General features: G+C 71.5%; 16 protein-coding genes. 4 read left to right on the top strand and 12 right to left on the bottom strand.

Annotated elements, in window-relative coordinates:
- Positions 1–27: 27 nt before the first annotated feature.
- Positions 28–1,272: an acetate kinase gene (locus ACWV17_RS20670; RefSeq protein ID WP_455360913.1), complete on the bottom strand. Its 1,245-nt coding sequence runs from the start codon at positions 1,270–1,272 to the stop codon at positions 28–30.
- Positions 1,269–3,398, bottom strand: coding sequence for a phosphate acetyltransferase (gene pta, locus ACWV17_RS20665; RefSeq protein WP_455360912.1), 2,130 nt, complete (start codon positions 3,396–3,398; stop codon positions 1,269–1,271). Before pta ends, ACWV17_RS20670 begins: the two co-directional genes overlap by 4 nt.
- Positions 3,399–3,576: 178 nt before the next feature.
- On the opposite strand from pta, the gene ACWV17_RS20660 reads away from it, so the two are divergent.
- Positions 3,577–4,602 carry an ATP-dependent 6-phosphofructokinase gene (locus ACWV17_RS20660; protein ID WP_455360911.1) on the top strand — a complete coding sequence of 342 codons (1,026 nt, stop codon included), beginning with the start codon at positions 3,577–3,579 and terminating at the stop codon, positions 4,600–4,602.
- A gap of 31 nt (positions 4,603–4,633) precedes the next feature.
- Here ACWV17_RS20660 and ACWV17_RS20655 read toward each other — a convergent pair whose 3' ends face one another.
- The 3 genes from ACWV17_RS20655 to ACWV17_RS20645 form a co-directional block, all read right to left on the bottom strand.
- Positions 4,634–5,326: an XRE family transcriptional regulator gene (locus ACWV17_RS20655; protein WP_455354193.1), complete on the bottom strand. Its 693-nt coding sequence runs from the start codon at positions 5,324–5,326 to the stop codon at positions 4,634–4,636.
- 191 nt (positions 5,327–5,517) lie between these two features.
- Complete coding sequence (locus ACWV17_RS20650; protein ID WP_455354221.1) at positions 5,518–6,252, bottom strand: response regulator; 735 nt, start codon at positions 6,250–6,252, stop codon at positions 5,518–5,520.
- A gap of 11 nt (positions 6,253–6,263) precedes the next feature.
- Complete coding sequence (locus tag ACWV17_RS20645) at positions 6,264–7,853, bottom strand: sensor histidine kinase (RefSeq protein WP_455360910.1); 1,590 nt, start codon at positions 7,851–7,853, stop codon at positions 6,264–6,266.
- A gap of 147 nt (positions 7,854–8,000) precedes the next feature.
- Here ACWV17_RS20645 and ACWV17_RS20640 point away from each other — a divergent pair, with 147 nt between their 5' ends.
- The gene (locus ACWV17_RS20640; protein ID WP_455360909.1) at positions 8,001–9,368 is read left to right on the top strand and encodes a cation:dicarboxylate symporter family transporter; all 1,368 of its coding nucleotides are present in this window, start codon (positions 8,001–8,003) and stop codon (positions 9,366–9,368) included.
- 110 nt (positions 9,369–9,478) lie between these two features.
- The gene (locus ACWV17_RS20635) at positions 9,479–9,799 is read left to right on the top strand and encodes a GYD domain-containing protein (RefSeq protein WP_455354196.1); all 321 of its coding nucleotides are present in this window, start codon (positions 9,479–9,481) and stop codon (positions 9,797–9,799) included.
- Between the two features lie 91 nt (positions 9,800–9,890).
- Here ACWV17_RS20635 and ACWV17_RS20630 read toward each other — a convergent pair whose 3' ends face one another.
- From ACWV17_RS20630 to ACWV17_RS20600, 7 genes are all read right to left on the bottom strand, one after another.
- A complete protein-coding gene (locus tag ACWV17_RS20630) occupies positions 9,891–11,414 on the bottom strand; it encodes a glycoside hydrolase family 16 protein (protein ID WP_455360908.1) in 1,524 nt (507 codons plus the stop codon).
- A 71-nt stretch (positions 11,415–11,485) separates the two neighbouring features.
- Entirely contained in the window at positions 11,486–12,394 is a 909-nt protein-coding gene (locus tag ACWV17_RS20625; protein ID WP_455360907.1) for a LysR family transcriptional regulator, read from the bottom strand.
- 179 nt (positions 12,395–12,573) lie between these two features.
- Positions 12,574–12,921: a hypothetical protein gene (locus ACWV17_RS20620; protein ID WP_455354198.1), complete on the bottom strand. Its 348-nt coding sequence runs from the start codon at positions 12,919–12,921 to the stop codon at positions 12,574–12,576.
- A gap of 94 nt (positions 12,922–13,015) precedes the next feature.
- Entirely contained in the window at positions 13,016–15,211 is a 2,196-nt protein-coding gene (gene glgB, locus ACWV17_RS20615) for a 1,4-alpha-glucan branching enzyme (protein ID WP_455360937.1), read from the bottom strand.
- A gap of 119 nt (positions 15,212–15,330) precedes the next feature.
- Positions 15,331–16,839, bottom strand: a complete 1,509-nt coding sequence (locus ACWV17_RS20610) for a maltokinase N-terminal cap-like domain-containing protein (protein WP_455360906.1) — start codon at positions 16,837–16,839, stop codon at positions 15,331–15,333.
- 275 nt (positions 16,840–17,114) lie between these two features.
- Complete coding sequence (treS, locus tag ACWV17_RS20605) at positions 17,115–18,908, bottom strand: maltose alpha-D-glucosyltransferase (protein ID WP_455354200.1); 1,794 nt, start codon at positions 18,906–18,908, stop codon at positions 17,115–17,117.
- The gene (locus tag ACWV17_RS20600) at positions 18,905–20,893 is read right to left on the bottom strand and encodes an alpha-1,4-glucan--maltose-1-phosphate maltosyltransferase (protein WP_455354201.1); all 1,989 of its coding nucleotides are present in this window, start codon (positions 20,891–20,893) and stop codon (positions 18,905–18,907) included. The genes treS and ACWV17_RS20600 overlap by 4 nt, the downstream gene beginning before the upstream one ends.
- A gap of 555 nt (positions 20,894–21,448) precedes the next feature.
- Here ACWV17_RS20600 and glgP point away from each other — a divergent pair.
- Complete coding sequence (gene glgP, locus ACWV17_RS20595; protein ID WP_455360905.1) at positions 21,449–24,085, top strand: alpha-glucan family phosphorylase; 2,637 nt, start codon at positions 21,449–21,451, stop codon at positions 24,083–24,085.
- Positions 24,086–24,162: the final 77 nt, after the last annotated feature.

Below are 24,162 nucleotides of genomic sequence, written 5' to 3'. Positions count from 1 at the left end.
ATTCCGTCTGGTGGAAAGTCCAAGTGACTAACCGGTAACCAGCGCGTACGCCTGGGTGGCGATCTCCAGTTCTTCGTCGGTCGGGACCACGGCGACCGCGACACGCGCGTGCGCGGGCGAGATCAGCCGCGCCTCGTCCGCCCGCACGGCATTGAGCCCGCCGTCGACGACCAGGCCCAGCTGCTCCAGGCCGTCGGTCGCGGCCTCGCGCACCGCGGCGGCGTTCTCACCCACGCCCGCCGTGAAGGCCACCGCGTCCACCCGGCCGAGGACCGCGTAGTACGCCCCGATGTACTTCTTCAGCCGGTGGATGTAGATGTCGAAGGCGAGCCGCGCCTGCTGGTCGCCCTCGTCCATCCGGCGGGTGATCTCGCGCATGTCGTTGTCACCGCACAGACCGACCATGCCGCTCTTCTTGTTGAGCAGCACGTCGATCTCGTCGGCGGACATCCCGGCGACCCGCATGAGGTGGAAGGTCACCGCGGGGTCGATGTCACCGGAGCGGGTACCCATCACCAGCCCCTCCAAGGGCGTCAGACCCATCGAGGTGTCCACGCACCGCCCGCCGCGCACCGCCGAGGCCGAGGCGCCGTTCCCCAGATGCAGCACGATGACGTTGGTGTCCTCCGGCGCCCTGCCCAGCAGCCGGGCCGTCTCCCGGGAGACGTACGCGTGCGAGGTGCCGTGGAAGCCGTACCGGCGGATGCGGTGGGCGTCGGCGGTCGCGACGTCGATCGCGTAGCGGGCCGCGTACTCCGGCATGGTCGTGTGGAAGGCGGTGTCGAACACGGCCACCTGCGGCAGGTCGGGGCGCAGTGCCCGCGCCGTGCGGATGCCGCTGATGTTCGCCGGGTTGTGCAGCGGGGCGACCGGGATCAGCCGCTCGATCTCCGCCAGCACCTCCTCCGTCACCACGGTCGGCGCGGTGAACTCCCGGCCGCCGTGCACCACGCGGTGGCCGACGGCGGCCAGTTCGGGCGAGTCCAGACCCAGCCCGTCCGCGGCCAGTTCGGCGGCGACGGCCTTCAGCGCGGCACCGTGGTCGGCGATCGGACCGGTCTGCTCGCGCTTCCCGCCCCGGCCGGCCGGCGGGGTGTGCACCAGCCGGGAGTTCTGCTCGCCGATCCGCTCGACCAGGCCGACCGCCAGCCGGGAGTGGTCGCGCATGTCGAGCAACTGGTACTTCACCGACGAGGAGCCGGAGTTGAGGACGAGTACGCGCGTGGGGGTCACTGATCGGGAGCCTTCTGCCGGGGTGGTCGTCGTGGTCATGCGGTGCCGCCCTGCGCCTGGATGGCCGTGATGGCCACCGTGTTGACGATGTCCTGGACGAGCGCGCCGCGCGAGAGGTCGTTGACCGGCTTGCGCAGGCCCTGGAGCACCGGGCCGACGGCGACCGCGCCGGCCGAACGCTGCACGGCCTTGTAGGTGTTGTTGCCGGTGTTCAGGTCCGGGAAGATCAGCACGGTCGCCCGCCCGGCCACCGCCGACCCGGGGAGCTTGGTCGCCGCGACCGACGGCTCGACCGCCGCGTCGTACTGGATCGGGCCCTCGATCAGCAGGTCGGGCCGACGTTCGCGGACGATCTCGGTGGCCTTGCGCACCTTGTCGACGTCCGCGCCGGAGCCGGAGGTGCCGGTCGAGTACGAGAGCATCGCGATCCGCGGCTCCACGCCGAACTGCGCGGCGGTGGCGGCGGACTGGACGGCGATGTCGGCGAGCTGCTCGGCGTTCGGGTCCGGGTTGACTGCGCAGTCGCCGTACACCAGGACCTTGTCGGCGAGGCACATGAAGAAGACGGAGGAGACGATCGCGGCGTCCGCCCTTGCCCTCCCGTCGCCCACCACCGCCCTGCCTGACGCGCTTCGCGCGGCCCCCTTGGTTCTTATGACCTCGAAGGCGGGTCGGATGGTCGCCGCCGTCGAATGCACCGAGCCGGAGACCATGCCGTCGGCCAGGCCCTCCTGGACCATCAGCGTGCCGAAGTAGTTGACGTCGGCCACGACGTCGTGGGCGAGTTCGACGCTGATCCCCTTGTGGGCGCGCGCCTTCGCGTACAGCTCGGCGAACCGCTCGCGCAGCGGGGAGGTGTGCGGGTCGGTGATGTCCGCGCCGGTCAGGTCGACGCCGAGGTCAGCGGCCTTCTTGCGGATGGTCTCCGCCTCGCCGAGCAGCGTCAGGTCGCAGACGTCGCGGCGCAGCAGTACGTCGGCGGCGCGCAGCACCCGGTCCTCGGTGCCCTCCGGCAGGACCACCCGGCGGCGCGCCGAGCGGGCCTGCTCCAGCACCTGGTGCTCGAACATCATCGGGGTGACCCGGCCGCTGCGGGCCAGGGAGATACGGTTCAGCAGGCCGGCCGTGTCCACATGGCGTTCGAACAGGCCGAGCGCGGTCTCCGCCTTGCGTGGCGTGGCGGCGTTCAACTTGCCTTCCAGCGCGAAGAGTTCACCGGCGGTGGGAAAGCTGTTGCCGGCCACCGAGACGACCGGGGTGCCGGGCGCGAGCCGTGACGCGAGCGTCAGGATCTCGCCGGGCGGCCGCTCGTTCAGCGTCAGGAGGACGCCCGCGATGGGCGGGGTGCCCGCGGTGTGCGCGGCGAGTGCGCCGACCACCAGGTCGGAGCGGTCGCCCGGGGTGACGACCAGGCAGCCGGGGGTCAGCGCGTTCAGGAAGTTCGGCAGCATGGCCCCGCCGAAGACGAAGTCCAGGGCGTCCCGGGCCAGCCCCGCGGCGTCGCCGAGCAGCACCTCGCCGCCGAGGGCGTGGGTGATCTGGGCGACCGTCGGCGCGGCGAGGGCGGGCTCGTCCGGCAGGACGTAGCAGGGCACCGGGAGGCGGGCGGCCAGCCGCTCCGCTATGAGCTCGCGGTCCTCGGCGGCCACCCGGTTCACCACCATCGCGAGGACGTGGCAGCCCAGGGCCTCGTACGCGCGGTGGGCGTTGCGCGCCTCGGCCCGTACGGACTCGGCGGTCTGGTTCTTGCCGCCGACCACCGGGAGGACCGAGGCGCCGAACTCGTTGGCCAGGCGGGCGTTGAGCGCCAGCTCGTCGGGCAGCTGGGTGGCGGCGTAGTCGGTGCCGAGGACGAGGACCGCCTCGTAGTCCCGGGCCACCCGGTGGAAGCGGTCGACGAGCCGTGAGACCAGTTCGTCGGTGCCCCGCTCGGCCTGGAGCGTGGACGCCTCGTGGTAGTCCATGCCGTACACGGACGCCGGGTCCTGCGACAGCCGGTACCGTGCGCGCAGCAGCTCGAACATGCGGTCGGGTCCGTCGTGGACCAGCGGACGGAACACTCCGACGCGGTCCACATGCCGGGTCAGGAGCTCCATGACTCCCAGCTCGATGACCTGCCGGCCGTCCTTCCGGTCGATCCCGGTCACGTACACGCTCCGCGCCACGCGTGCTCTCCGTCCCTCGTGAAAAAACTTCCGCCGGTATGGGCTTGTCCTCTTGACAATACCTCTGCGGGTAGATTACGACGCCCGCCAGAATGAGCGCCTTCCCGGCCGCCCGTGGGACAATCGCACTGGATCACCTGTAGCTCACACGTACCGCAAGGACGGGAGAGACAGCACGATGCGCATCGGAGTTCTCACGGCAGGCGGCGACTGCCCCGGCCTGAACGCAGTGATCCGGTCGGTCGTGCACCGGGCCCTGACCGGTCACGGCGACGAAGTCATCGGCTTCGAGGACGGGTTCAAGGGCCTGCTCGACGGCCACCTCCGCCCGCTCGACCTCAACGCGGTCAGCGGCATCCTGGCGCGCGGCGGCACGATCCTCGGCTCGGCCCGGCTGGAGCGCGACCGGCTGCGCGAAGCCGCCGAGAACTGCGCGGAACTGGCTCGCCGTTACGGCCTCGACGCCCTCATCCCGATCGGCGGCGAGGGCACGCTGACCGCCGCCCGGATGCTGTCGGAAGCCGGGATGCCGGTCGTGGGCGTCCCCAAGACCATCGACAACGACATCTCCGCCACGGACCGCACCTTCGGCTTCGACACCGCCGTCACGGTCGCCACCGAGGCCATCGACCGGCTGAAGACCACCGCCGAATCGCACCAGCGCGTGATGGTCGTCGAGGTCATGGGCCGCCACGCCGGGTGGATCGCGCTGGAGTCCGGCATGGCGGGCGGCGCGCACGGAATCTGCCTGCCCGAGCGGCCGTTCGAGGTCGACGACCTGGTGAAGATGGTCGAGGAACGCTTCGCGCGCGGCAAGAAGTTCGCGGTGGTGTGCGTCGCGGAGGGCGCGCATCCGGCCGAGGGCTCGATGGCGTACGAGAAGGGCGCGATCGACAAGTACGGGCACGAGCGGTTCGCCGGGATCGGCACCCGGCTCGCCATCGAGCTGGAGAAGCGGCTCGGCAAGGAGGCCCGGCCGGTCATCCTGGGACACGTCCAGCGCGGCGGCGTCCCCACCGCGTACGACCGGGTCCTCGCGACCCGCTTCGGCTGGCATGCGGTGGAGGCCGTACACCGGGGGGACTACGGGATGATGACCGCGCTGCGCGGCACCAGCATCACCATGGTGCCGCTGGCGCACGGCGTCACCGAGCTGAAGACCGTCCCGCACGACCGGGTGTACGAGGCCGAGTCGGTCTTCTGACCCGGGGCCCACGGGACTCCGGTAGCCCCGCCTAGTAGTCCCGCTCCGTCCCGCGCGCCAGGTCCCAGAAGCGGGCCACGATGCTCGCGAGGAACTCGCGGCCCGCGTCGCCGCTGCCCGCCTCGCCGCCACCGCCGCCCCAGCTGAGCGTGGCCACCATCCGGGACTGGTAGTCGGTGTGGAGCTGTTCGAGGATGTCCTCGAGGTGGTGCTTCGGGACGGGCAGCAGCTTCGCCAGCGGCCGCAGGTACGCCTGCCAGCGCGTCGTCACCGCGTTGCGCAGGACGTCCGCCAGCGCGTCCTCCTTGCCGGTCGCGGTGACGAACTCGGGCAGCGAGAGCGACAGCACCTCGGCGAGCGTGGCCGACTGCCGCTCGTTGCCGCGCCAGCGGCCCGACTCCTCCATCTTCAGGTACGCGGACGCGTCCATACCCACCCGCCGGGCCAGCTCGTCCGCGGCGAGGCCGTTCGAGATCCGGTGCTCGCGCAGCGTGGTCGCCCGCGCCAGCAGCTCGCCCGGCGAACACCACAGCACACCGGCCAGCGCGGTCAGCTCGTTCGAGGTCGGCGACATGTCGCCGCGCTCCCAGGCGATGACCGTTTCCGGGGTGACGGGAAGTCCGTACTGGGCGCGCAGCCCGTAGGCGACGTGGCCCGGGGCCATGCCCAGGGCAGCGCGAAGCCTGCGTGCGGCGGGGGCGTTGAAGGGTGGGGTCTGGTGCACGGGCCCACGCTAAAGCGCGGAATCTCCGGCGACTACGGTGCGTTCCCCCAGGCTCACATATTGTAGGAAAGTCCTAGTGCGCACGACTGATCAACCCGTCGCCCGCACGACCGTTCAGTAACCCGCTGCGAACCCTACCCGGCGAACCGCGGTTCCGGGAGGGCTTCACGATTTCTCCGCGATCATGGCGATCATGGCCCGGCCAGCCACCGGTACTGCAGCTCCGGCCGGCCGACCTGCCCGTACTGCGGGCTCCGCCCGGCGCGGCCCGCCGTCACCAGGTGTTCCAGATAGCGCCGCGCGGTGATCCGGGAGATCCCGACCACCGCGCCGGCCTCACCGGCCGTGATCCCGTCCGGCGCGTCGCGCAGCGCGCGCGTCACCGCCTCCAGCGTCGGGCCGGTGAGCCCCTTGGGCAGCGCGGCCGGCTGCGGCGCCCGCAGGGTGGCGAGCGCGCGGTCCACCTCGTCCTGGCCGCTGGCCTCCCCGGCCGACGCGCGGAACTCGGCGTACCGGGTGAGCCGGTCACGCAGGGTGGCGAAGCTGAAGGGCTTCAGTACGTACTGGACGACGCCGAGGGACACGCCTTCGCGGACCACCGCGAGATCGCGGGCCGAGGTCACGGCGATGACGTCGACGGAATGGCCCGCCGCGCGCAGCGACCGGACGAGGTGCAGCCCGTGCCCGTCGGGCAGGTGCAGGTCGAGCAGCAGCAGGTCGACCGGTATCCGGTCGAGCATGCGGGCGGCCTCGACCCGGGAGCGGGCCACCCCGACCGCCGTGAAGCCGGGCACCCGGTCCACGTACAGCCGGTGCGCGTCGGCCGCGACGGGATCGTCCTCGACGACCAGGACGCGGATGCCGGTGGCGGGGCCCGTCACGCCGGGGCCGGACCGGTCGGGGTCCGTCACGCCAGGGCCCGTCATGCCGTGGTCCGTCATGCCGGGGCCTCCTTCCGCAGCGGCAGCCGTACGGTGAACTCGGCCCCGCCGTCCGGGCCTTCGGCCAGCGCCACCGTACCGCCGTCGCGCCGGACCGTCTGCTGGACCAGCGCGAGCCCGAGGCCCCGGCCCGCGCTCTTGGTCGACCAGCCGCGCCGGAACACCTCGTCGGCGTCGGCGGGGTCGATGCCGGCGCCGGTGTCCGCGACGCGCAGCAGCAGCTCGCCGTCGGCGGCGCTCGCGGTCACGGTGACGCGGGCCCGCTCGCTGCCCTGGGCCGCGTCGACGGCGTTGTCGATCAGATTGCCCAGGACCGTGACCAGGTCGCGGGCCGGCAGGGTGTCGGGGAGCAGGCCGTCGTCGATACGGCTGTCCTCGGCGAGGACCAGCTCCACCCCGCGCTCGTTCGCCTGGGCCGCCTTGCCCAGCAGGAGAGCGGCCAGTACCGGTTCCGCGACGGCGTCGACCACCTGGTCGGTCAGGGCCTGGGCGAGTTCCAGCTCGGCCGTGGCGAACTCCACCGCCTCGTCCACCCGGCCCAGCTCGATCAGCGAGACCACGGTGTGGAGGCGGTTCGCCGCCTCGTGGGCCTGGGAGCGCAGAGCCTGGGTGAAGCCGCGCTCGGAGTCCAGCTCGCCGGAGAGCGCCTGGAGTTCGGTGTGGTCCCGCAGGGTGACGACGGTGCCGCGCCGCCCGCCGCTGGAGACCGGCCGGGTGTTGACGACCACGATCCGGTCGGCGGTCAGGTGCAGCTCGTCCACCCGAGGCTCGCCGGCCAGCAGCGCACCGGTGAGCGCAGCCGGCAGGCCCAGGTCAGCCACCCCGCGGCCGACCGCGTCGGGCGGCAGCCCGAGGAGCTCCCGGGCACCGTCGTTGACCAGAGCGATCCGGCGCCGCCCGTCGAGCATCAGCAGCCCCTCACGCACCGCGTGCAGGGTGGCCTGGTGGTAGTCGTGCAGCCGGCTCAGCTCGGCCGCGTTCATGCCGTGGGTGTGTCGCCGCAGCCGGGCGTTGATCACGTACGTACCGGCTCCGCCCAGGGCCACTGCGGCGAGGGCGACGCCGAGCAGGGCGGCCAGCTGGCGCCGGACCTGCGCGTCGATCCGCTCGACGGTGATGCCCGCACTCACCAGACCGATGATCTTCCGGCCGTCCTTGACCGGGGTGACGACCCGCACGGAGGGGCCGAGGGTGCCGGTGTAGATCTCGGTGAAGGTCTCCCCGGCCAGTGCGGGAGCGGTGTTACCGAGGAACTCCTCGCCGATGCGGCCCGGGTCGGGGTGCGTCCAGCGGATGCCCCGCGGATCCATGATCGTGACGAAGGCGACCGCGGAATCGCGGCGCACCTGCTCGGCGTACGGCTGGAGGGCGGCCGACGGATCCGGCCCCAGGATGGCGGAGCGTACGGACGGTGCGTACGCCACCGCCCGCGCGACCGCCGCCGCCTGCCGCCGTGCCGACTCCTCGGCCTGGCGGTGGGCGGTGAGGTAGCCGAACACCGCGCAGCCCGCCACGACAACGGCCACCAGCACGACCTGCATCGCGAAGAGCTGGCCGGCCAGGCTGCGGGGACGGGGGACGCGCACGCCTCCAGTGTGCCTGTCGTACGTGGCGTGAACTCAATGCACGTAAGGGTGACCACGATCACAGCCCGTTGGATAGTCACCGGGACCGACCAGGACGTGAGCCGCACGTACTGCGCGTATCCGACGTATCGAGTCGAGGAGGCCCCCGTGACTGCCACTGTGTCCGCGAAGCGGGACCGTACCCACTATCTGTATCTGGCCGTGATCGGCGCGGTGCTGCTCGGCATCGCTGTGGGGTTCGCCGCCCCGGGGGTCGCCGTCGAGCTGAAGCCGATCGGGACCGGCTTTGTGAACCTGATCAAGATGATGATCTCCCCGGTCATCTTCTGCACGATCGTGCTGGGCGTCGGCTCGGTCCGCAGGGCCGCCAAGGTCGGCGCGGTCGGCGGTCTGGCCCTCGGCTACTTCATGCTGATGTCGACCGTCGCGCTCGCCATCGGCCTGGCGGTCGGCAACCTGCTCGACCCGGGCTCGGGCCTGCACCTGACCGACGCGGCCCGCAGCGCCGGCGAGCAGCAGGCCGACGGCGCGGCGGCCTCCACCGAGGAGTTCCTGCTCGGCATCATCCCGACCACGCTCGTCTCCGCGCTCACCGGCGGCGAGGTGCTGCAGACCCTGCTGGTGGCGCTGCTCGTCGGCTTCGCGCTGCAGGCCATGGGCGAGACGGGCGCCCCGGTGATCCGGGGGATCGAGCACGTCCAGCGGCTGGTGTTCCGCGTGCTGGCCATGATCATGTGGCTGGCCCCGGTCGGCGCGTTCGGCGCGATCGCGGCGGTGGTCGGCCAGACCGGCATCGACGCGCTCAAGTCGCTGGCCGTCATCATGATCGGCTTCTACGTCACCTGCGCGCTCTTCGTCTTCGTCGTCCTGGGCGCCATCCTCCGGCTGGTGGCGGGGGTGAACCTCCTCTCCCTGCTGAAGTACCTGGGCCGGGAGTTCCTGCTCATCCTGTCCACCTCCTCGTCCGAGTCGGCGCTGCCGCGTCTGATCGCGAAGATGGAGCACCTGGGCGTCAGCAAGCCGGTCGTCGGCATCACCGTGCCGACCGGCTACTCCTTCAACCTCGACGGCACGGCGATCTATCTGACGATGGCGTCGCTCTTCATCGCCGAGGCGATGGGCAACCCGCTCTCCGTGGGTGAGCAGATCTCGCTGCTCCTCTTCATGATCGTCGCCTCCAAGGGCGCGGCGGGCGTCACCGGGGCGGGGCTCGCGACTCTCGCCGGCGGGCTGCAGTCGCACCGTCCCGAGCTGGTCGACGGTGTGGGCCTGATCGTCGGAATCGACCGCTTCATGAGTGAGGCGCGTGCCCTCACCAACTTCGCGGGCAACGCGGTGGCGACGGTCCTGGTCGGTACCTGGACGAAGGAGATCGACAAGGCACGGGTGGGCGAGGTGCTGGCCGGCCGGGTGCCCTTCGACGAGCGCACGCTGCTGGACGACGGACACGGCCCCGCAGTCCAGGACGTACCGGCGCAGCGCGAGGAGACCGAGAAGACGTCGGTCTCGGCCTGATCCCGCGCGGGTTGTTCCCGGCCGGGGGACTCCGGGTGGTCGGACGGCGCGCGGTGCCCAAGGCTGAACGTGACCGCACCGGCGGAACATCGCGAGAACGGGAGAGTCGGATGCCGAAGTACCTGGTCCAGGCGAGCTACACCGCGGAGGGAGCCAAGGGGCTGATCGCCGAAGGCGCGAGCGGCCGCCGCTCCGCGGTGGAGAACGTGGTCGCGTCGTGCGGCGGCACACTCGAATCGATGTACTTCGCGTTCGGCGACGACGATCTGTACTGCCTCCTCGACATGCCCGACGACGTGTCGATGGTCGCCACCGCCCTGGCGACCCGCGCCGGCGGAGCCGTCCGGTCCAGGATCGTCCCGCTGATCACGGTCGAGGACATGGACGCGGCCGCCAGGAAGAAGGTGGACTACCGGGCCCCCGGCGCCTGACCGTGGCGGACGGGGGCCGCGACGACGGGACCGTGGGGATGGTCCCGTCGCCGCGCTGCCTGTGGTCCGGCCCGGACAGGCACCCCTCCGGTCAGCCGAAGGGGATGCGTACGACGGACTGGTTGCCGATGCCGACGGTGCTGGCGCCGTTGCCGATGGCGTTCCAGACCTCGACGCGGACCCTGCCGTTCACCAGGTCGCCGTGCGAACCGGTGGACGACTTCAGGCCTCTGCCCTGGGTGTAGTGCTCATAGCCGGGCACGGGATCGGTGGCGAAGTAGTGGAACGTCTCCGTACGATCCCAGCTGCCGTCCCCCGTCCGGTCGTAACTGATCCTGATTTGCTGCCCGTTGGCGACCGTCGAGCCCGCGTCCACGAACAGATCGAACTCGCTGGTCCCGCCGGTGTACTTCCCGGTGATCCCGGCGGAGGTGAAGGTCTGCGGGCTGTGCGGGGTCCCGTCGTGGTTGGCGCCGCCCGCCGAGGAGAGCGTCGCCGTCGAGGCCGACGCGGCCGCCGCACCCAGCCCGCCGCCGGAGCGGAGGTTCAGCGTGGCGGAGCCGGAGGGCGGGTCGGTCGGGTCAGGCGGGTCGGTGGGGTCCGGCGGGTCGGTCGGGTCGGTGCTGCCGCCGCCCCTGGTCCAGACGGCCACGTAGTCGACGAGCATCGGGTGGCCCGGGACGGTCGCGGCGGTCGGGGTACGGCCGGCCAGCGCGTCCGGGAAGGCGCCGCCGATGGCGACGTTGAGCAGGATGAAGTACCCGGCGTGGCTGGTCATGTTGTTCCAGGTGGCCGCGTCGAAGCGGTCCTGGCTGAGGCTGTGGAAGAGCTGGTCGTCCACGTACCAGCGCAACTGGTTCGGGGTGACGGCGCGGTCCCACTCGAAGCGGTAGGTGTGGAAGGCCGACTGGCAACTGGCGCCGGGACAGGGCCGGCTGTTCGCGAGGCCGCTGGTCTCGTTGCACGGACCGCCCGGGTTCACGCCGCAGTGCAGCACGCCCCAGACGGAGTTGAGCCCGTTGACGTTCTCCATGATGTCGAACTCGCCGATGGCCGGCCAGTTCCAGTAGTTCCCGCGGTACGGGGAGCCCAGTGCCCAGAAGGCCGGCCAGTAGCCGAGAGCAGCGTCACCGGTGACGTTGGGCATCTGGATGCGGCCCTCGATACGCAGGGTGCCGCCGGCCGGTGCCTTGAAATCGGCCCGCCTGGTCTCGATCCGGGCGGACGTCCAGTTGCCCGCGGCGTCCCGGAGCGGGGTGATGCGGAGATTTCCGTTGCCGTCGACGCTGAGGTTGCCGGGGGACGCGGTGTAGTTCTGGATCTCGCCGGTGCCCCAGTTTCCGGGGCCGCCGGGGTAACCGTGGCCAGTGTCGATCTGCCAGTCGGCGGCGGAGGGCAGGCTGCCGTTGGCACCGGTGAAGTCGTCGCTCCACTGGAGATTCCAGCCGGGGGCCGGGGGTACCGCGCCGCGCGCGGGGCCGGCTGTCATCAGCGCGGCCAGCCCGGCGAGGGCGGCGGCCACCGCGACAAGTGCGGCGAGGAGGGGATGTCTGCGGCTCGTGCTCAAGGAACACCTCCGGTGGGGGGTCGGGGTGGTGCGTGAGAGCGCTCCCATGGTTTTGTAGATGCACTCACCGGAGTCGTCAATGGCTTGAACCGCTTAACTTCTTGAAGGCACCGCGGAGGTCAACTCCGCTGCTCGGCCTTCTTCGCGCAGCTCTGGGCGACGGTGTCGGCGAAGGCACGGGCGAGCGGGGTGAGGGCGTCCCAGCGGCGAACGGCCCAGCCGACCTGGAGCGGGGGAAGCGCGGGGATGGGGACCAGGCGGAGGGGGCCGTCGTTGCCGGGCATCGGCCAGCCGGGCAGGGCGGGTACGACGGCGTGGCCGAGGCCGAGTTCGGCGAGCAGCAGGGCCGTGTCCCAGTCGGCGACGCTGGTGTCGGAGCTGGCCCGGATGCCCAGCTCGGCGAAGGCCGCATCGAGCCGGGTCCCGGAGGTGGAGTTCTGCGGCAGCCGTACGAGGCGGATGTCCGCGAGGTCGGCCACATCGATGCGCCGCCGGCCCGCGAGCGGGTCGTCGGCGCGGACGGCCAGCACCCAGGGCAGGTCGACGACAGGCCGTTGCTCGATGCCGCGCACCGTGCCGCCGATGGTGATCCAGGCCAGGTCCAGATTGCTGGCGATCAGGGCGTCGAAGCAGCTGCGGCTGGAGTTCTCGGTCTGGAACTCCAGGCTCACCTTCGGGTAGCGCCGGCGGAACCCGGCGACCGCCTCGGCCATGAAATGCCGGACCGTTGTCGCGCCGGTCGTGATCCGCACGGAACCGTTCTCCCCGCTGACGAGATCCCCGAGGCGCCGCAGCGCGAGGTCCAGACCGGCGATCCCGTCGGCGGCGGCGTCGCGCAGGATGCGGCCCGCCGGGGTGGGCACGACCCCCCGCGGCTGACGCTCCAGCAGGCGCAGCCCGGTCTCCCGCTCCAGCCGCTTCACATGCTGGCTCACCGCCGACTGCGTACAGTCCAGGTCCCGGGCCACGGCACTGAGGCTCCCGGCCCGGCACACGGCCACGAACACGCGCAGGTCATCCAGAGTCATACCCCAAGCTACAGCTTGGAGTTCGCGAGAAATCCCCAGGATTGACTGGGGTCCCCCGCTCCACGAAGATCGACGCAGGGCCCAGGCGGCAACCCGTCCGGTGTCTTCGCCCGGGTCCGGACTCAGGCGAAGACACCGGACGGGTGCCGACCGCGCCTCGCGGCGGTTCTCGCGGCGGTTCAGTGGATGAAGGAGTAGCTCCGCCACGGCGGAGTGCCCGGGGCAGTGGTGTCGGACAGCCTCGTGGCCACGTACGTCCCGCCGTCCTCCGTCACCCTCTTGCAGTCCGGGGTCCGGTACAGCACGAGGTCGACCAAGGTGTTGTTGACCACGTGCGTGGCCCCCCTGGCTCCGAGGGACTGGCACCCCTTCACGGGAGGGTTGCTGATCGTGATGGCGTGCTCCTCCTCGCCGGCGTTCATGGTGCCCACCGCGGTCCGGCCGAGCCCCGAACAGCCGGTGGCGGCGAGCAGCAGCAACGCGGCCCCGGTGACGACGCCGAGACGCCGGTGATGTCGATCGGACATGGGCGGTCCTCGTCTCTGCGGAGCGGTCCTGCCCCCACGCTGCCGCGTACGGCCTCACGCGGCATCCGATGCGCACCCAGTCGGATGAATCGCTTCACGCCGGCCGGAGCCAGACCGTCGCCAGCGGCGGCAGCGTCAGCTGGAGGCTGACCGGGCGGCCGTGCGACGGTACCGATTCCGGCTTGAGCGGGTCCGGGTTCAGGACGTCGCTGCCGCCGTACCGCGCGGCATCGGTGTTGAGGACCTCCGTCCAGGCGGGGGACTGCTCCGGTACGCCGAGCCGGTACTCGTGCCGCACCACCGGCGAGAAGTTGCTGACGGACAGCAGCGGCGCGCCGTCCTTGGCGAAGCGCAGGAACGCGAAGACGTTGTCCTCCGCCGCGTCGCCGTCGACCCAGGCGAAGCCCTCGGGAACGGTGTCCCGCTGCCAGAGCGCCGGCGAGGCGGTGTACGCGGTGTTGAGATCACGGAGCAGGTCGCGGACACCCCGGTGGTCGGACTCGGCCGAGTACGACGGATCGAGCAGCCACCAGTCGGGCCCGTGCCCCTCCGACCACTCCGCGCCCTGTGCGAACTCCTGCCCCATGAACAGGAGTTGCTTGCCGGGATGGGCCCACATGAAGCCGAGATACGCCCGGTGGTTGGCGCGCTGCTGCCACCAGTCGCCGGGCATCTTGCTCACCAGCGCCTGCTTGCCGTGCACGACCTCGTCGTGGGAGATGGGCAGGACGTAGTTCTCGCTGTACGCGTACACCATCGAGAACGTCATCTCGTGGTGGTGGTACTTGCGGTGCACGGGCTCCTTGGAGACGTACTCCAGCGAGTCGTGCATCCAGCCCATGTTCCACTTCAGGCCGAAGCCGAGACCGCCGAACCCGCCCGGTCCGACATGGTGGGTGGCGCGGGTGACCCCGTCCCAGGCCGTGGACTCCTCGGCGATCGTGACGACACCGGGGCACCGGCGGTAGACGGTGGCGTTCATCTCCTGGAGGAACGCCACGGCGTCCAGGTTCTCCCGCCCGCCGTGCACGTTCGGCGTCCACTCGCCGTGCTCACGCGAGTAGTCGAGGTAGAGCATCGACGCGACCGCGTCCACGCGCAGCCCGTCGATGTGGAACTCCTGGCACCAGTAGACCGCGTTGGCGACCAGGAAGTTGCGGATCTCCTTGCGGCCGTAGTCGAACTCCAGGGTGCCCCAGTCCGGGTGGGCGGCCCGCCCCGGGTCCGTGTGCTCGTACAGCGGCCGGCCGTCGAACTCGGCGAGCGCCCAGTCGTCCTTGGGGAAGTGCGCCGGCACCCAGTCGACGATCACGCCGATTCCGGCCCGGTGCAGCGCGTCGACGAGGTACCGGAAGTCGTCCGGGGTGCCCATCCGGGACGTCGGGGCGTAGAAGCCGGTCACCTGGTAGCCCCAGGAGCCGCCGAACGGGTGCTCGGCGACCGGCATCAGCTCGACGTGCGTGAACCCGAGGTCCTTGACGTACGCGGGGAGTTGGGCGGCCAGCTGCCGGTAGGTGAGACCGGGCCGCCAGGATCCGAGATGGACCTCGTAGACGGACAGCGGCGCCTCGTGCACCGGCACCTCCGCGCGCCTCGCCATCCAGTCGCCGTCGTGCCACACATGGTGGGAGGCGGTGACGACAGAGGCATTCGCCGGCGGCACCTCGGTGCGGCGGGCCATCGGGTCGGCGCGCATGGTGTGGCTGCCGTCCGGGCGGGTGATGTCGAACTTGTACAGCGCGCCCTCGCCCACCCCGGGCACGAACAGCTCCCACACGCCGGAGGCGCCGAGCGAGCGCATCGGCAGACCGGTGCCGTCCCAGTAGTTGAAGTCCCCGGCGATCCTGACTCCGCGGGCGTTGGGCGCCCAGACGGTGAAGCGCGTGCCGGTGACGTCCTGGTGGACCATGGGCTCGGCGCCCAGCGCCTGCCACAGCTCCTCGTGCCGGCCCTCCCCGATGAGGTGCAGGTCCAGTTCGCCGAGGGAGGGCAGGAAGCGGTACGGGTCGTGCAGCTCCACCTCGTTGTCGTCGTAGGTGACGAGGAGTTTGTACTCCGGGACGGCCCGCAGGGCCGGCAGGACCCCGGAGAACAGACCGTCGCCCTCGTCGTGGAGCTCGGCACGCAGCCCCTTGGCGACGACGACGACCCCCTGGGCGTACGGACGCAGGACTCGGATCGCGACACCGCCGCGCACGGTGTGCGCACCGAGGATCGCGTGCGGATCGTGGTGCGCGCCGGCGAGCAGCCGGTCCCGGTCCTCCTGCGCGATCGGCGGCGCGGGCCGCACCCCCCGGCTCGCGGTACGCCGCGGCCGGACCTTGGCGGGCGGTGCGGACGAAACCGTCTGCGCTAGCGGCGCGGACTGCTCGGACGGGTCGGGCTGACTGCGGGACGGCTGACGGGCGGTCACGGGTGCGGCCTCCTCGGGGGGCTCTGAGCGGGGGCGGGGGCGGTGGGGGTGGCGGACACCGGCTCGGCGAGGCGGCGGACCGCCGCCATGGGAACCGGCAGCCAGTCGGGGCGGTGCCGGGCCTCGTAGAGCACCTCGTACACCGCCTTGTCGGTTTCGTACGCGCGCAGCAGCTCGCCCTCGTCGCGCGGGTCGGTGCCGGAGGACTCGGCGTACCCCTCGCAGAACGCGGCGCGGCAGTGCACCGCCCACTGCGGGTCCCACGGCTGGTGGGAGCGGGCGGCGTAGTCGAACGAGCGGAGTATGCCGGCGACGTCGCGCACCGCCGGCTGCGGGCGGCGGCGCTCGGCGAGCGGGCTGGCCGGCTCGCCCTCGAAGTCGATCAGGGCCCACCGGCCGCCTCCACCGCCTTCGCCGGGGGAGGCGCCGCCGGCGGCCCGCAGGGTCTGCCCGAGGTGCAGGTCGCCGTGGACGCGCTGGGCCGGCCAGGCGCGGCCGCTGCCGCCCAGCGCGGCGAGGGCGTCGAAGGCGGTCCGCAGGCCGGGCTCGTACGGCCGCAGGGCCGGGACGGCCTGTGCGGTGGCGGCGAGGCGGGCGGTCATCTCGGCGGCCAGCTGCTCGGTCTGCTGCCGCCGCAGAGTGACGGTGGGCAGGGCGGCGGCGAGCGCGAGGTGCACCTCGGCGGTGGCCCGGCCCAGTGCGCGGGCCTCGGCGCTGAAGTCGAGTCCCGCGCGCAGCATGCGCAGCGCGAGCTGCCAGCCGTCCTCCGAGCCGCGCAGATAGGGCTGGAGCACGCCGAGGGTGAGCGGTTCGCGCCCGTCGTCGTCGGCCTCGTACCAGGCGACCGGCGCGGGCACGCGTGCGCAGCCCTCCCGGGCGAGCGCGAGCGGCAGTTCCAGGTCCGGGTTGATGCCGTGGCCGACCCGGCGGAAGATCTTGAGGATGTACGAATCCCCGTAGATCAGTGAGGAGTTGGACTGCTCCACCGAGGCGAGCCGGGGCGCCAGCCCGGCCGGGATGGCGGCCGCCGGGGCGCGGTCGAAGCGCAGCGTGCCCAGCGTGCCGGGGGTGCGCAGGCGCTCCAGCAGCAGCGCGGCGAGGCGCGGATCGTGCAGGGCCTCGTAGACGGTATGCCCGGCCAGCGGCCCGTCCGGGACATGGCCGATGAGCGCGGACGCGAGTGACGGGGGCAGCGTCGGCCGCACGCCCAGCAGCAGCTGGTAGCAGTCGGCCGGCGGGTGCCCGCTCTGTCCGGGAAGCACCGGCTGCTGGGTCTGGACGAGCAGGTGTACCAGCCCGGGGGACGCGTGGACCGGCAGCAGTTCGGTCGCCGAGACCAGGGTGAACCCGGCGATGGGGCGGCCCTTCCCGGCGAACCACCGCTGCCGGGGCAGCCATTCGCGCAGGAGGGGAGTGAGCGAGGGCAGAAGGGCGGGTGAGGGTCGCGGCGCCCGGGTCGCGGGTCGCGCGCTCGTGCGACCCCGGGTGGATGCAGCCTCCGACATGGCATCGCGTCCTTTCCCCGGGCACACCACAGGATGCGCAGAGTGTCCCGGATTGCGGCAATGGCTGTCCGGCCGTGCGGGACGTGTCGGGTGAGGATGGTCCGTACAGGGAGAGTCGTTGACCCATTCGCGGCACGGTGTTTCGGCGAGCTGTTCAGTTCAGTCGCGGTATTCAGGATGAGTGCCCAGGGTGGGGCGGAGGAAACCGGCCCGCCCCGGGCATGTCCTGATGTGGCTGCCTGATGTGGCTGCCGCATACGGCTGCTGATGTGACGTCAGGACGGTGGAGGGCCCTCCGGTGGTGAGCCTGTCGACGATGATGCGGCCCTCGGGGATACCGTCTTCGGCGAGACGGCCTTCGACGGTGCGACCTTCGGTGTCTTGCGCAGCCGGAACCAGTAGAAGCCGTGGCCCGCGAGGGTCAGCAGATAGGGCCACTCGCCGATGGCGGGGAACCGCACTCCGCCGATGAGCTCCACCGGGTGGCGGCCGTTGAAGGCCCGCAGATCCAGCTCCGTCGGCTGCGCGAACCGCGAGAAGTTGTGCACGCACAGGACCAGATCGTCCTTGTACTCGCGGAGGAACGCGATCACCGCCGGGTTGGAGGACGGCAGTTCCGTGTACGAACCCAGCCCGAACGCCGGGTTCTGCTTACGGATCTCGATCATCCGCCGGGTCCAGTGCAGCAGCGAGGACGGCGAGGACATCGAGGCCTCGACGTTGGTGACCTGGTAGCCGTAGACCGGGTCCATGATGGTCGGCAGGTACAGCCGTCCCGGATCGCAGGACGAGAAGCCCGCGTTGCGGTCGGGCGTCCACTGCATCGGGGTCCGCACCGCGTCCCGGTCGCCCAGCCAGATGTTGTCGCCCATGCCGATCTCGTCCCCGTAGTAGAGGATCGGCGAGCCGGGCAGCGACAGCAGCAGGGCGGTGAACAGCTCGATCTGGTTGCGGTCGTTGTCCAGCAGCGGGGCGAGTCGCCGGCGGATGCCGATGTTGGCGCGCATTCGCGGGTCCTTGGCGTACTCCGCGTACATGTAGTCGCGCTCTTCGTCCGTGACCATTTCGAGCGTCAGCTCGTCGTGGTTGCGCAGGAAGATGCCCCACTGGCAGCCGGATGGGATCGCCGGTGTCTTGGCCAGGATTTCCGAGACCGGGTAGCGGGACTCCCGCCGTACGGCCATGAAGATCCGCGGCATCACCGGGAAGTGGAACGCCATGTGGCACTCGTCGCCGCCCTCGCGGAAGTCACCGAAGTAGTCGACGACGTCTTCCGGCCACTGGTTGGCCTCCGCGAGCAGCACGGTGTCCGGGTAGTGCGCGTCGATCTCGGCGCGGACGCGCTTGAGCAGGTGGTGGGTGCGCGGCAGGTTCTCGCAGTTGGTGCCCTCCTCCGCGTACAGGTAGGGCACCGCGTCCAGCCGGAAGCCGTCGATGCCGAGGTCCAGCCAGAAGCGCAGCGCGGAGATGATCTCCTCCTGCACGGCGGGGTTCTCGAAGTTGAGGTCCGGCTGGTGGGAGAAGAAGCGGTGCCAGTAGTACTGCTTGCGCACCGGGTCGTAGGTCCAGTTGGAGGACTCGGTGTCGACGAAGATGATCCGGGCGTCCTGGAACTGCTTGTCGTCGTCGGCCCACATGTAGTAGTCGCCGTACGGGCCGTCCGGGTCGGACCGCGACTGCTGGAACCACTCGTGCTGGTCGCTGGTGTGGTTCATCACGAAGTCGATGATCACGCGCATGCCGCGCTGGTGTGCGGCGTCCACGAACTCCACGAAGTCGGCGAGGTCGCCGAACTCCGGGAGCACGGCGGTGTAGTCCGAGACGTCGTAACCCCCGTCCCGCAGCGGCGACTTGAAGAACGGCGGCAGCCAGAGGCAGTCGACGCCCAGCCACTGCAGATAGTCGAGCTTGGCGGTGAGGCCCTTGAGGTCACCGACGCCGTCACCGTTGCTGTCCTGGAAGGAGCGCACGAGGACTTCGTAGAAGACCGCCCGTTTGAACCAGTCGGGATCACGGTCCTTGGCCGGTGTGTCCTCGAACTTGTCGTGGACAGGCTCATTGACGATCATGATGTGGGTGACCCTCCGATCGGCGGGGACGGTCGCAGGACCAGGACGTGCGCGGGCGTGACACCCGGCTCGAGGCGCACATAGTTGGCCCTGCCCCAGTGGTAGGTCTCGCCGGTGAGCTCGTCGCGCACCGGGACGGTCTCGTGCCATTCGAGGCCGAGATCCGGCATGTCCAACGAGACCGTCGCCTCCTGGGTGTGGTGCGGGTCGAGGTTGACGACCACCAGAACGGTGTTCGAACCCGACCTCTTCGAGTACACGATCACCGCCTCGTTGTCGGCGTGGTGGAAGTGGAGGTCGCGCAGCTGCTGAAGTGCCGGGTTGCGGCGCCGCAGCCGGTTGAGCGTGGTGATCAGCGGAGCGATGGTGCGGCCCTCGCGCTCGGCCGACTCCCAGTCGCGCGGCCTCAGTTGGTACTTCTCCGAGTCCAGGTACTCCTCGCTGCCCTCCCGTGCCGGGGTGTTCTCGCACAGCTCGTACCCGGCGTAGACACCCCAGGCGGGGGAGAGGGTGGCGGCGAGGACCGCCCGTACCTCGAAGGCCGGCCGGCCGCCCTCCTGGAGGTAGGCGTGCAGGATGTCCGGCGTGTTCACGAAGAAGTTGGGCCGCATGTACGAAGCGGACTCGCCGGACAGCTCGGTGAGGTAGTCGGTCAGCTCCTGCCTGGAGTTGCGCCAGGTGAAGTACGTGTACGACTGCTGGAAGCCGACCGCCGCCAGGGCGTGCATCATCGCGGGGCGGGTGAAGGCCTCGGCCAGGAAGACGACATCGGGGTCGGTCCGGCCGATGTCCGCGATCACCTTCTCCCAGAAGACCACCGGTTTGGTGTGCGGATTGTCGACCCGGAAGATCCGGACCCCGTGGTCCATCCAGAAGCGCAGCACGCGCACCGTCTCGGCCACCAGGCCGGGCATGTCCCGGTCGAACGCGATCGGGTAGATGTCCTGGTACTTCTTCGGCGGGTTCTCGGCGTACGCGATGGTGCCGTCGGCCCGGTGGTGGAACCACTCCGGGTGCTTCTCCACCCAGGGATGGTCGGGGGAGCACTGCAGGGCGAAGTCCAGCGCCACCTCCATCCGCAGGTCGCGGGCGCGGGCGACGAAGTCGTCGAAGTCCTCGATCGTGCCCAGGTCGGGGTGTACGGCGTCATGGCCCCCGGCCGGCGAGCCGATCGCCCACGGCACTCCCACGTCCCGCCGCCGGGCGGAGAGCGTGTTGTTGGGTCCCTTGCGGTGCGTGGTCCCGATGGGGTGGATGGGTGGCAGGTAGACCACGTCGAAGCCCATCGCCGCGACCGCCGGCAGCCGCTCGGCCGCGGTCCGGAAGGTGCCGCTGACCGGCGGCTTCCCCTTCTTCAGCACCGCGCCCTCGGAGCGCGGGAACAGCTCGTACCAGGAGCCGTACAGGGCCCGCCGGCGCTCGACGAGCAGCGGCAGCGGGCGGGAGGAGCTGACCAGTTCGCGCAGCGGATGGCGGACGAGCGCCGCCGTCGCCTCGGGGGCCAGCGCCGCGGCCAGCCGGGCGGCGGCCGGGCGGTCCTCGTCGCGCAGGGCGTCCACCGCGGCGAGTACGGCCTCGCGGCCCTCGCTCTTGGGCACCCCGGCGGCCGCGCGCTCGTACAGCTCGGCGCCCTCCGCGAGGACGAGCGCGGTGTCGAGTCCGGCCGGGATCTTGATCTGCGCGTGGTGCCGCCAGGTGGCGACCGGGTCGCTCCACGCCTCGACGGCGTACGTCCAGCGCCCCTCGGCGTCCGCGGCCACCTCCGCCCCCCACCGGTCGGTCCCCGGCGAGAGCTCGCGCATCGGCGTCCAGGGGCCGGGCCGGCCCGCCGGATCGCGGAGCACCACATTGGCGGCCACCGCGTCGTGGCCCTCGCGGAAGACGGTCGCCGTGACCTGGAAGACCTCACCCACCACCGCCTTCGCCGGCCTTCTGCCGCAGTCGACGAGGGGACGGACGTCCAGGACGGGAATGCGACCGATCATGGAATCACCTGATGGCTCTGATGCGGGCGCGGCCGATTGGCCACGTTTGGGAGGTTTGCCTCTTTCTAGCTGCTCCGTTGGCGACTGACGGGCTACGGGCATGGCCGCTCCTGTCCGCGTTCACTCGGGTGGCGGGAATCAGGGTGCGCTGGGTGCGTGCTTCGGTGCGTACCGGAGGAGCCTTCCCCGGCAGTTCGGCGCCCAAATCCGGTGCTTCGTTAACTACCGGTGCGTAACGGTTCCGCCCGGCCAACGGGGGCGCACCGGCAGACCCAGGGGGTGTCTTCCGGGTCATGCCGGGCCGGCGACGCCTGGCACCGCGCCTCGCCGCGTTGTCGTCGGTCGCCGACGCTCCGCGTCGACTCCCTCCTCCGCCTTGCGATTCACGGCCCCAGACGCCGCCGGCTGATCCGGCCTGACCCGGAAGACACCCCCTCGCTGCGCCCCTGCGCCGTGGTTGCCCCGGCCCGTCGCCGCTAACGTCGGGGGGTGAAGCCCGGGTGCACATCGTGGTGCGTCCGCTGTGATTCGTACTTCCCCTGCAAAGGTGGACACGTGAAGGCCATTCGTCGATTCACCGTGCGCCCCGTCCTGCCGGAATCCCTACGACCCCTCAGCGACCTCGCGCGAAACCTGCGCTGGTCCTGGCACGCCGAGACCCGCGAGCTGTTCCAGTCCGTCGACCCCGAGGGCTGGCAGACAGCGGGCGGCGACCCCGTACGACTCCTCGGAGCCGTGCCCGCCGCACGGCTGCGCGAACTCGCGCAGGACCGCCGCTTCCTGCGCAGACTGACCGCCGCCGCCGACGACCTGGACGACTATCTGCGCGGCAGCCGCTGGTACCAGTCCCAGGACGCCACCGGCGCCGAACTCCCCGCCGCCGTCGCCTACTTCTCGCCCGAGTTCGGAATCACCGCGGCCCTGCCCCAGTACTCCGGCGGACTCGGCATCCTCGCCGGCGACCACCTCAAGGCGGCCAGCGACCTCGGCGCCCCGCTCATCGGCGTCGGACTGCTCTACCGTCACGGCTACTTCCGCCAGTCGCTGTCCCGCGACGGGTGGCAGCAGGAGCACTACCCCGTCCTCGACCCGAACGAGCTGCCGGTCTCCCTGCTCCGGGAGGACGACGGCACCCCCAGCCGGGTCTCCCTCGCCCTCCCCGGCGGCCGCTCGCTGCGCGCCCACATCTGGCACGCCCGCGTCGGCCGGGTCCCGCTGCTCCTCCTCGACTCGGACGTCGACGACAACGACCCCGGCGAGCGCGACGTCACCGACCGGCTCTACGGCGGCGGCAGCGAGCACCGGCTGCTCCAGGAAATGCTGCTGGGGATAGGGGGTGTCCGCGCGGTACGCACGTACTGCAGGCTCACCGGCCACCCCGCGCCCGAGGTCTTCCACACCAACGAGGGCCACGCCGGCTTCCTCGGCCTGGAACGCATCCGCGAACTGTCCGGGGACGGGCTCGACTTCGACCCCGCCCTGGAGGCGGTCCGGGCCGGGACCGTCTTCACCACGCACACCCCCGTTCCGGCCGGCATCGACCGCTTCGACCGCGAGCTGGTCGCCCACCACTTCGGTGACGACGGCGAGCTGCCGGGCGTCGACGTCGAGCGGATCCTTCAGCTCGGCATGGAGACCTACCCCGGCGGCGAGCCCAACCTGTTCAACATGGCGGTCATGGGCCTGCGGCTCGCCCAGCGCGCCAACGGCGTCTCCACCCTGCACGGAGCCGTCAGCCGGGAGATGTTCGCCGGCCTCTGGCCCGGCTTCGACCCCGCGGAGGTCCCGATCACCTCCGTCACCAACGGGGTGCACGCGCCCACCTGGGTGGCCCCGGAGATCTTCCGGCTCGGCGCCCGGCAGATCGGCGCCGGCCGGGCCGAGGACGCCCTCTCGGTGGGCGGCTCGCAGCGCTGGGACGCGGTCGCCGACATCGCCGACGGCGAGATCTGGGACGTGCGGCGGGTGCTGCGCGAACAGCTGGTGCACGAGGTACGGGACCGGCTTCGGGCGTCCTGGCGGCAGCGCGGCGCCGGCTCCGCCGAGCTGGGCTGGATCGACGGGGTACTGGACCCGGACGTCCTCACCATCGGCTTCGCGCGCCGCGTCCCCTCGTACAAGCGGCTCACGCTCATGCTCCGGGACAAGGACCGGCTGATGGACCTGCTGCTCCACCCGACGCGGCCGGTCCAGATCGTCGTCGCGGGCAAGGCCCATCCGGCGGACGACGGCGGCAAGCGGCTTGTGCGCGAGCTGGTGCGGTTCGCCGACGACCCGCGGGTCCGGCACCGGATCGTCTTCCTGCCGGACTACGGCATGGCGATGGCGCAGCGGCTGTACCCGGGCTGCGACGTCTGGCTGAACAACCCGCTGCGCCCGCTGGAAGCCTGCGGCACCAGCGGAATGAAGGCCGCGCTCAACGGCTGCCTCAACCTGTCCGTCCTGGACGGCTGGTGGGACGAGTGGTTCGGTCCCGACTTCGGCTGGGCGATCCCGACCGCCGACGCCGCCGGAACCGACGACGACCGCCGGGACGACCTGGAGGCGCATGCCCTGTACGAGCTGATCGAACAGCGGGTCGCCCCCCGCTTCTACGACCGCGCCGACAGCGGCCTGCCGGAGCGCTGGATCGAGATGGTCCGTCAGACACTCGCCTCGCTCGGCCCGAAACTGCTGGCCGGACGCATGGTGCGGGAGTACGTGGAGCGGCTGTACGCCCCGGCCGCGCGCGCCCACCGCGCCCTGGACCCGGAGGCGGCCCGCGAGCTGGCCGCGTGGAAGGTCCGGGTGCGTGGCGCCTGGCCGCGGGTCGCGGTCGACCATGTGGAGGCGCTGGCGGCGACCGCAGTCAACGGCACGGCCGAACTCGGATCGACGCTGGCCCTGCGGGTGCGGGTCGCGCTCGACGGGCTCCAGCCCGAGGACGTCGAAGTGCAGGCCGTCGCCGGCCGGGTCGACACCGCGGACCACATCACGGACGCGCAGACCTTCCCGCTCAAGCCGGCCTCCGGCCCCGACCTGGAGGGCAACTGGCTGTACGAGGGCCCGCTCGCCCTCGACCGTACGGGCCCGTACGGCTACACGGTCCGGATCCTGCCGGCTCATCCGCTGCTGGCGACGAGCGCCGAACTCGGACTGGTCGCCGTGCCGTCCGAGGCGACGGGGGAGGCGGCGGGCGTACTGATGCGGTGACGCGCGCCGCTGACGGACTGGAACTGCCCGGGGGAACGGTGATCCGTTCCCCCGGGCAGGGTCTTTTGTCGGGTCGG

It is taken from the genome of Streptomyces mabaensis (assembly GCF_053763515.1).
This window is presented reverse-complemented; position numbering and strand designations above follow the sequence as displayed.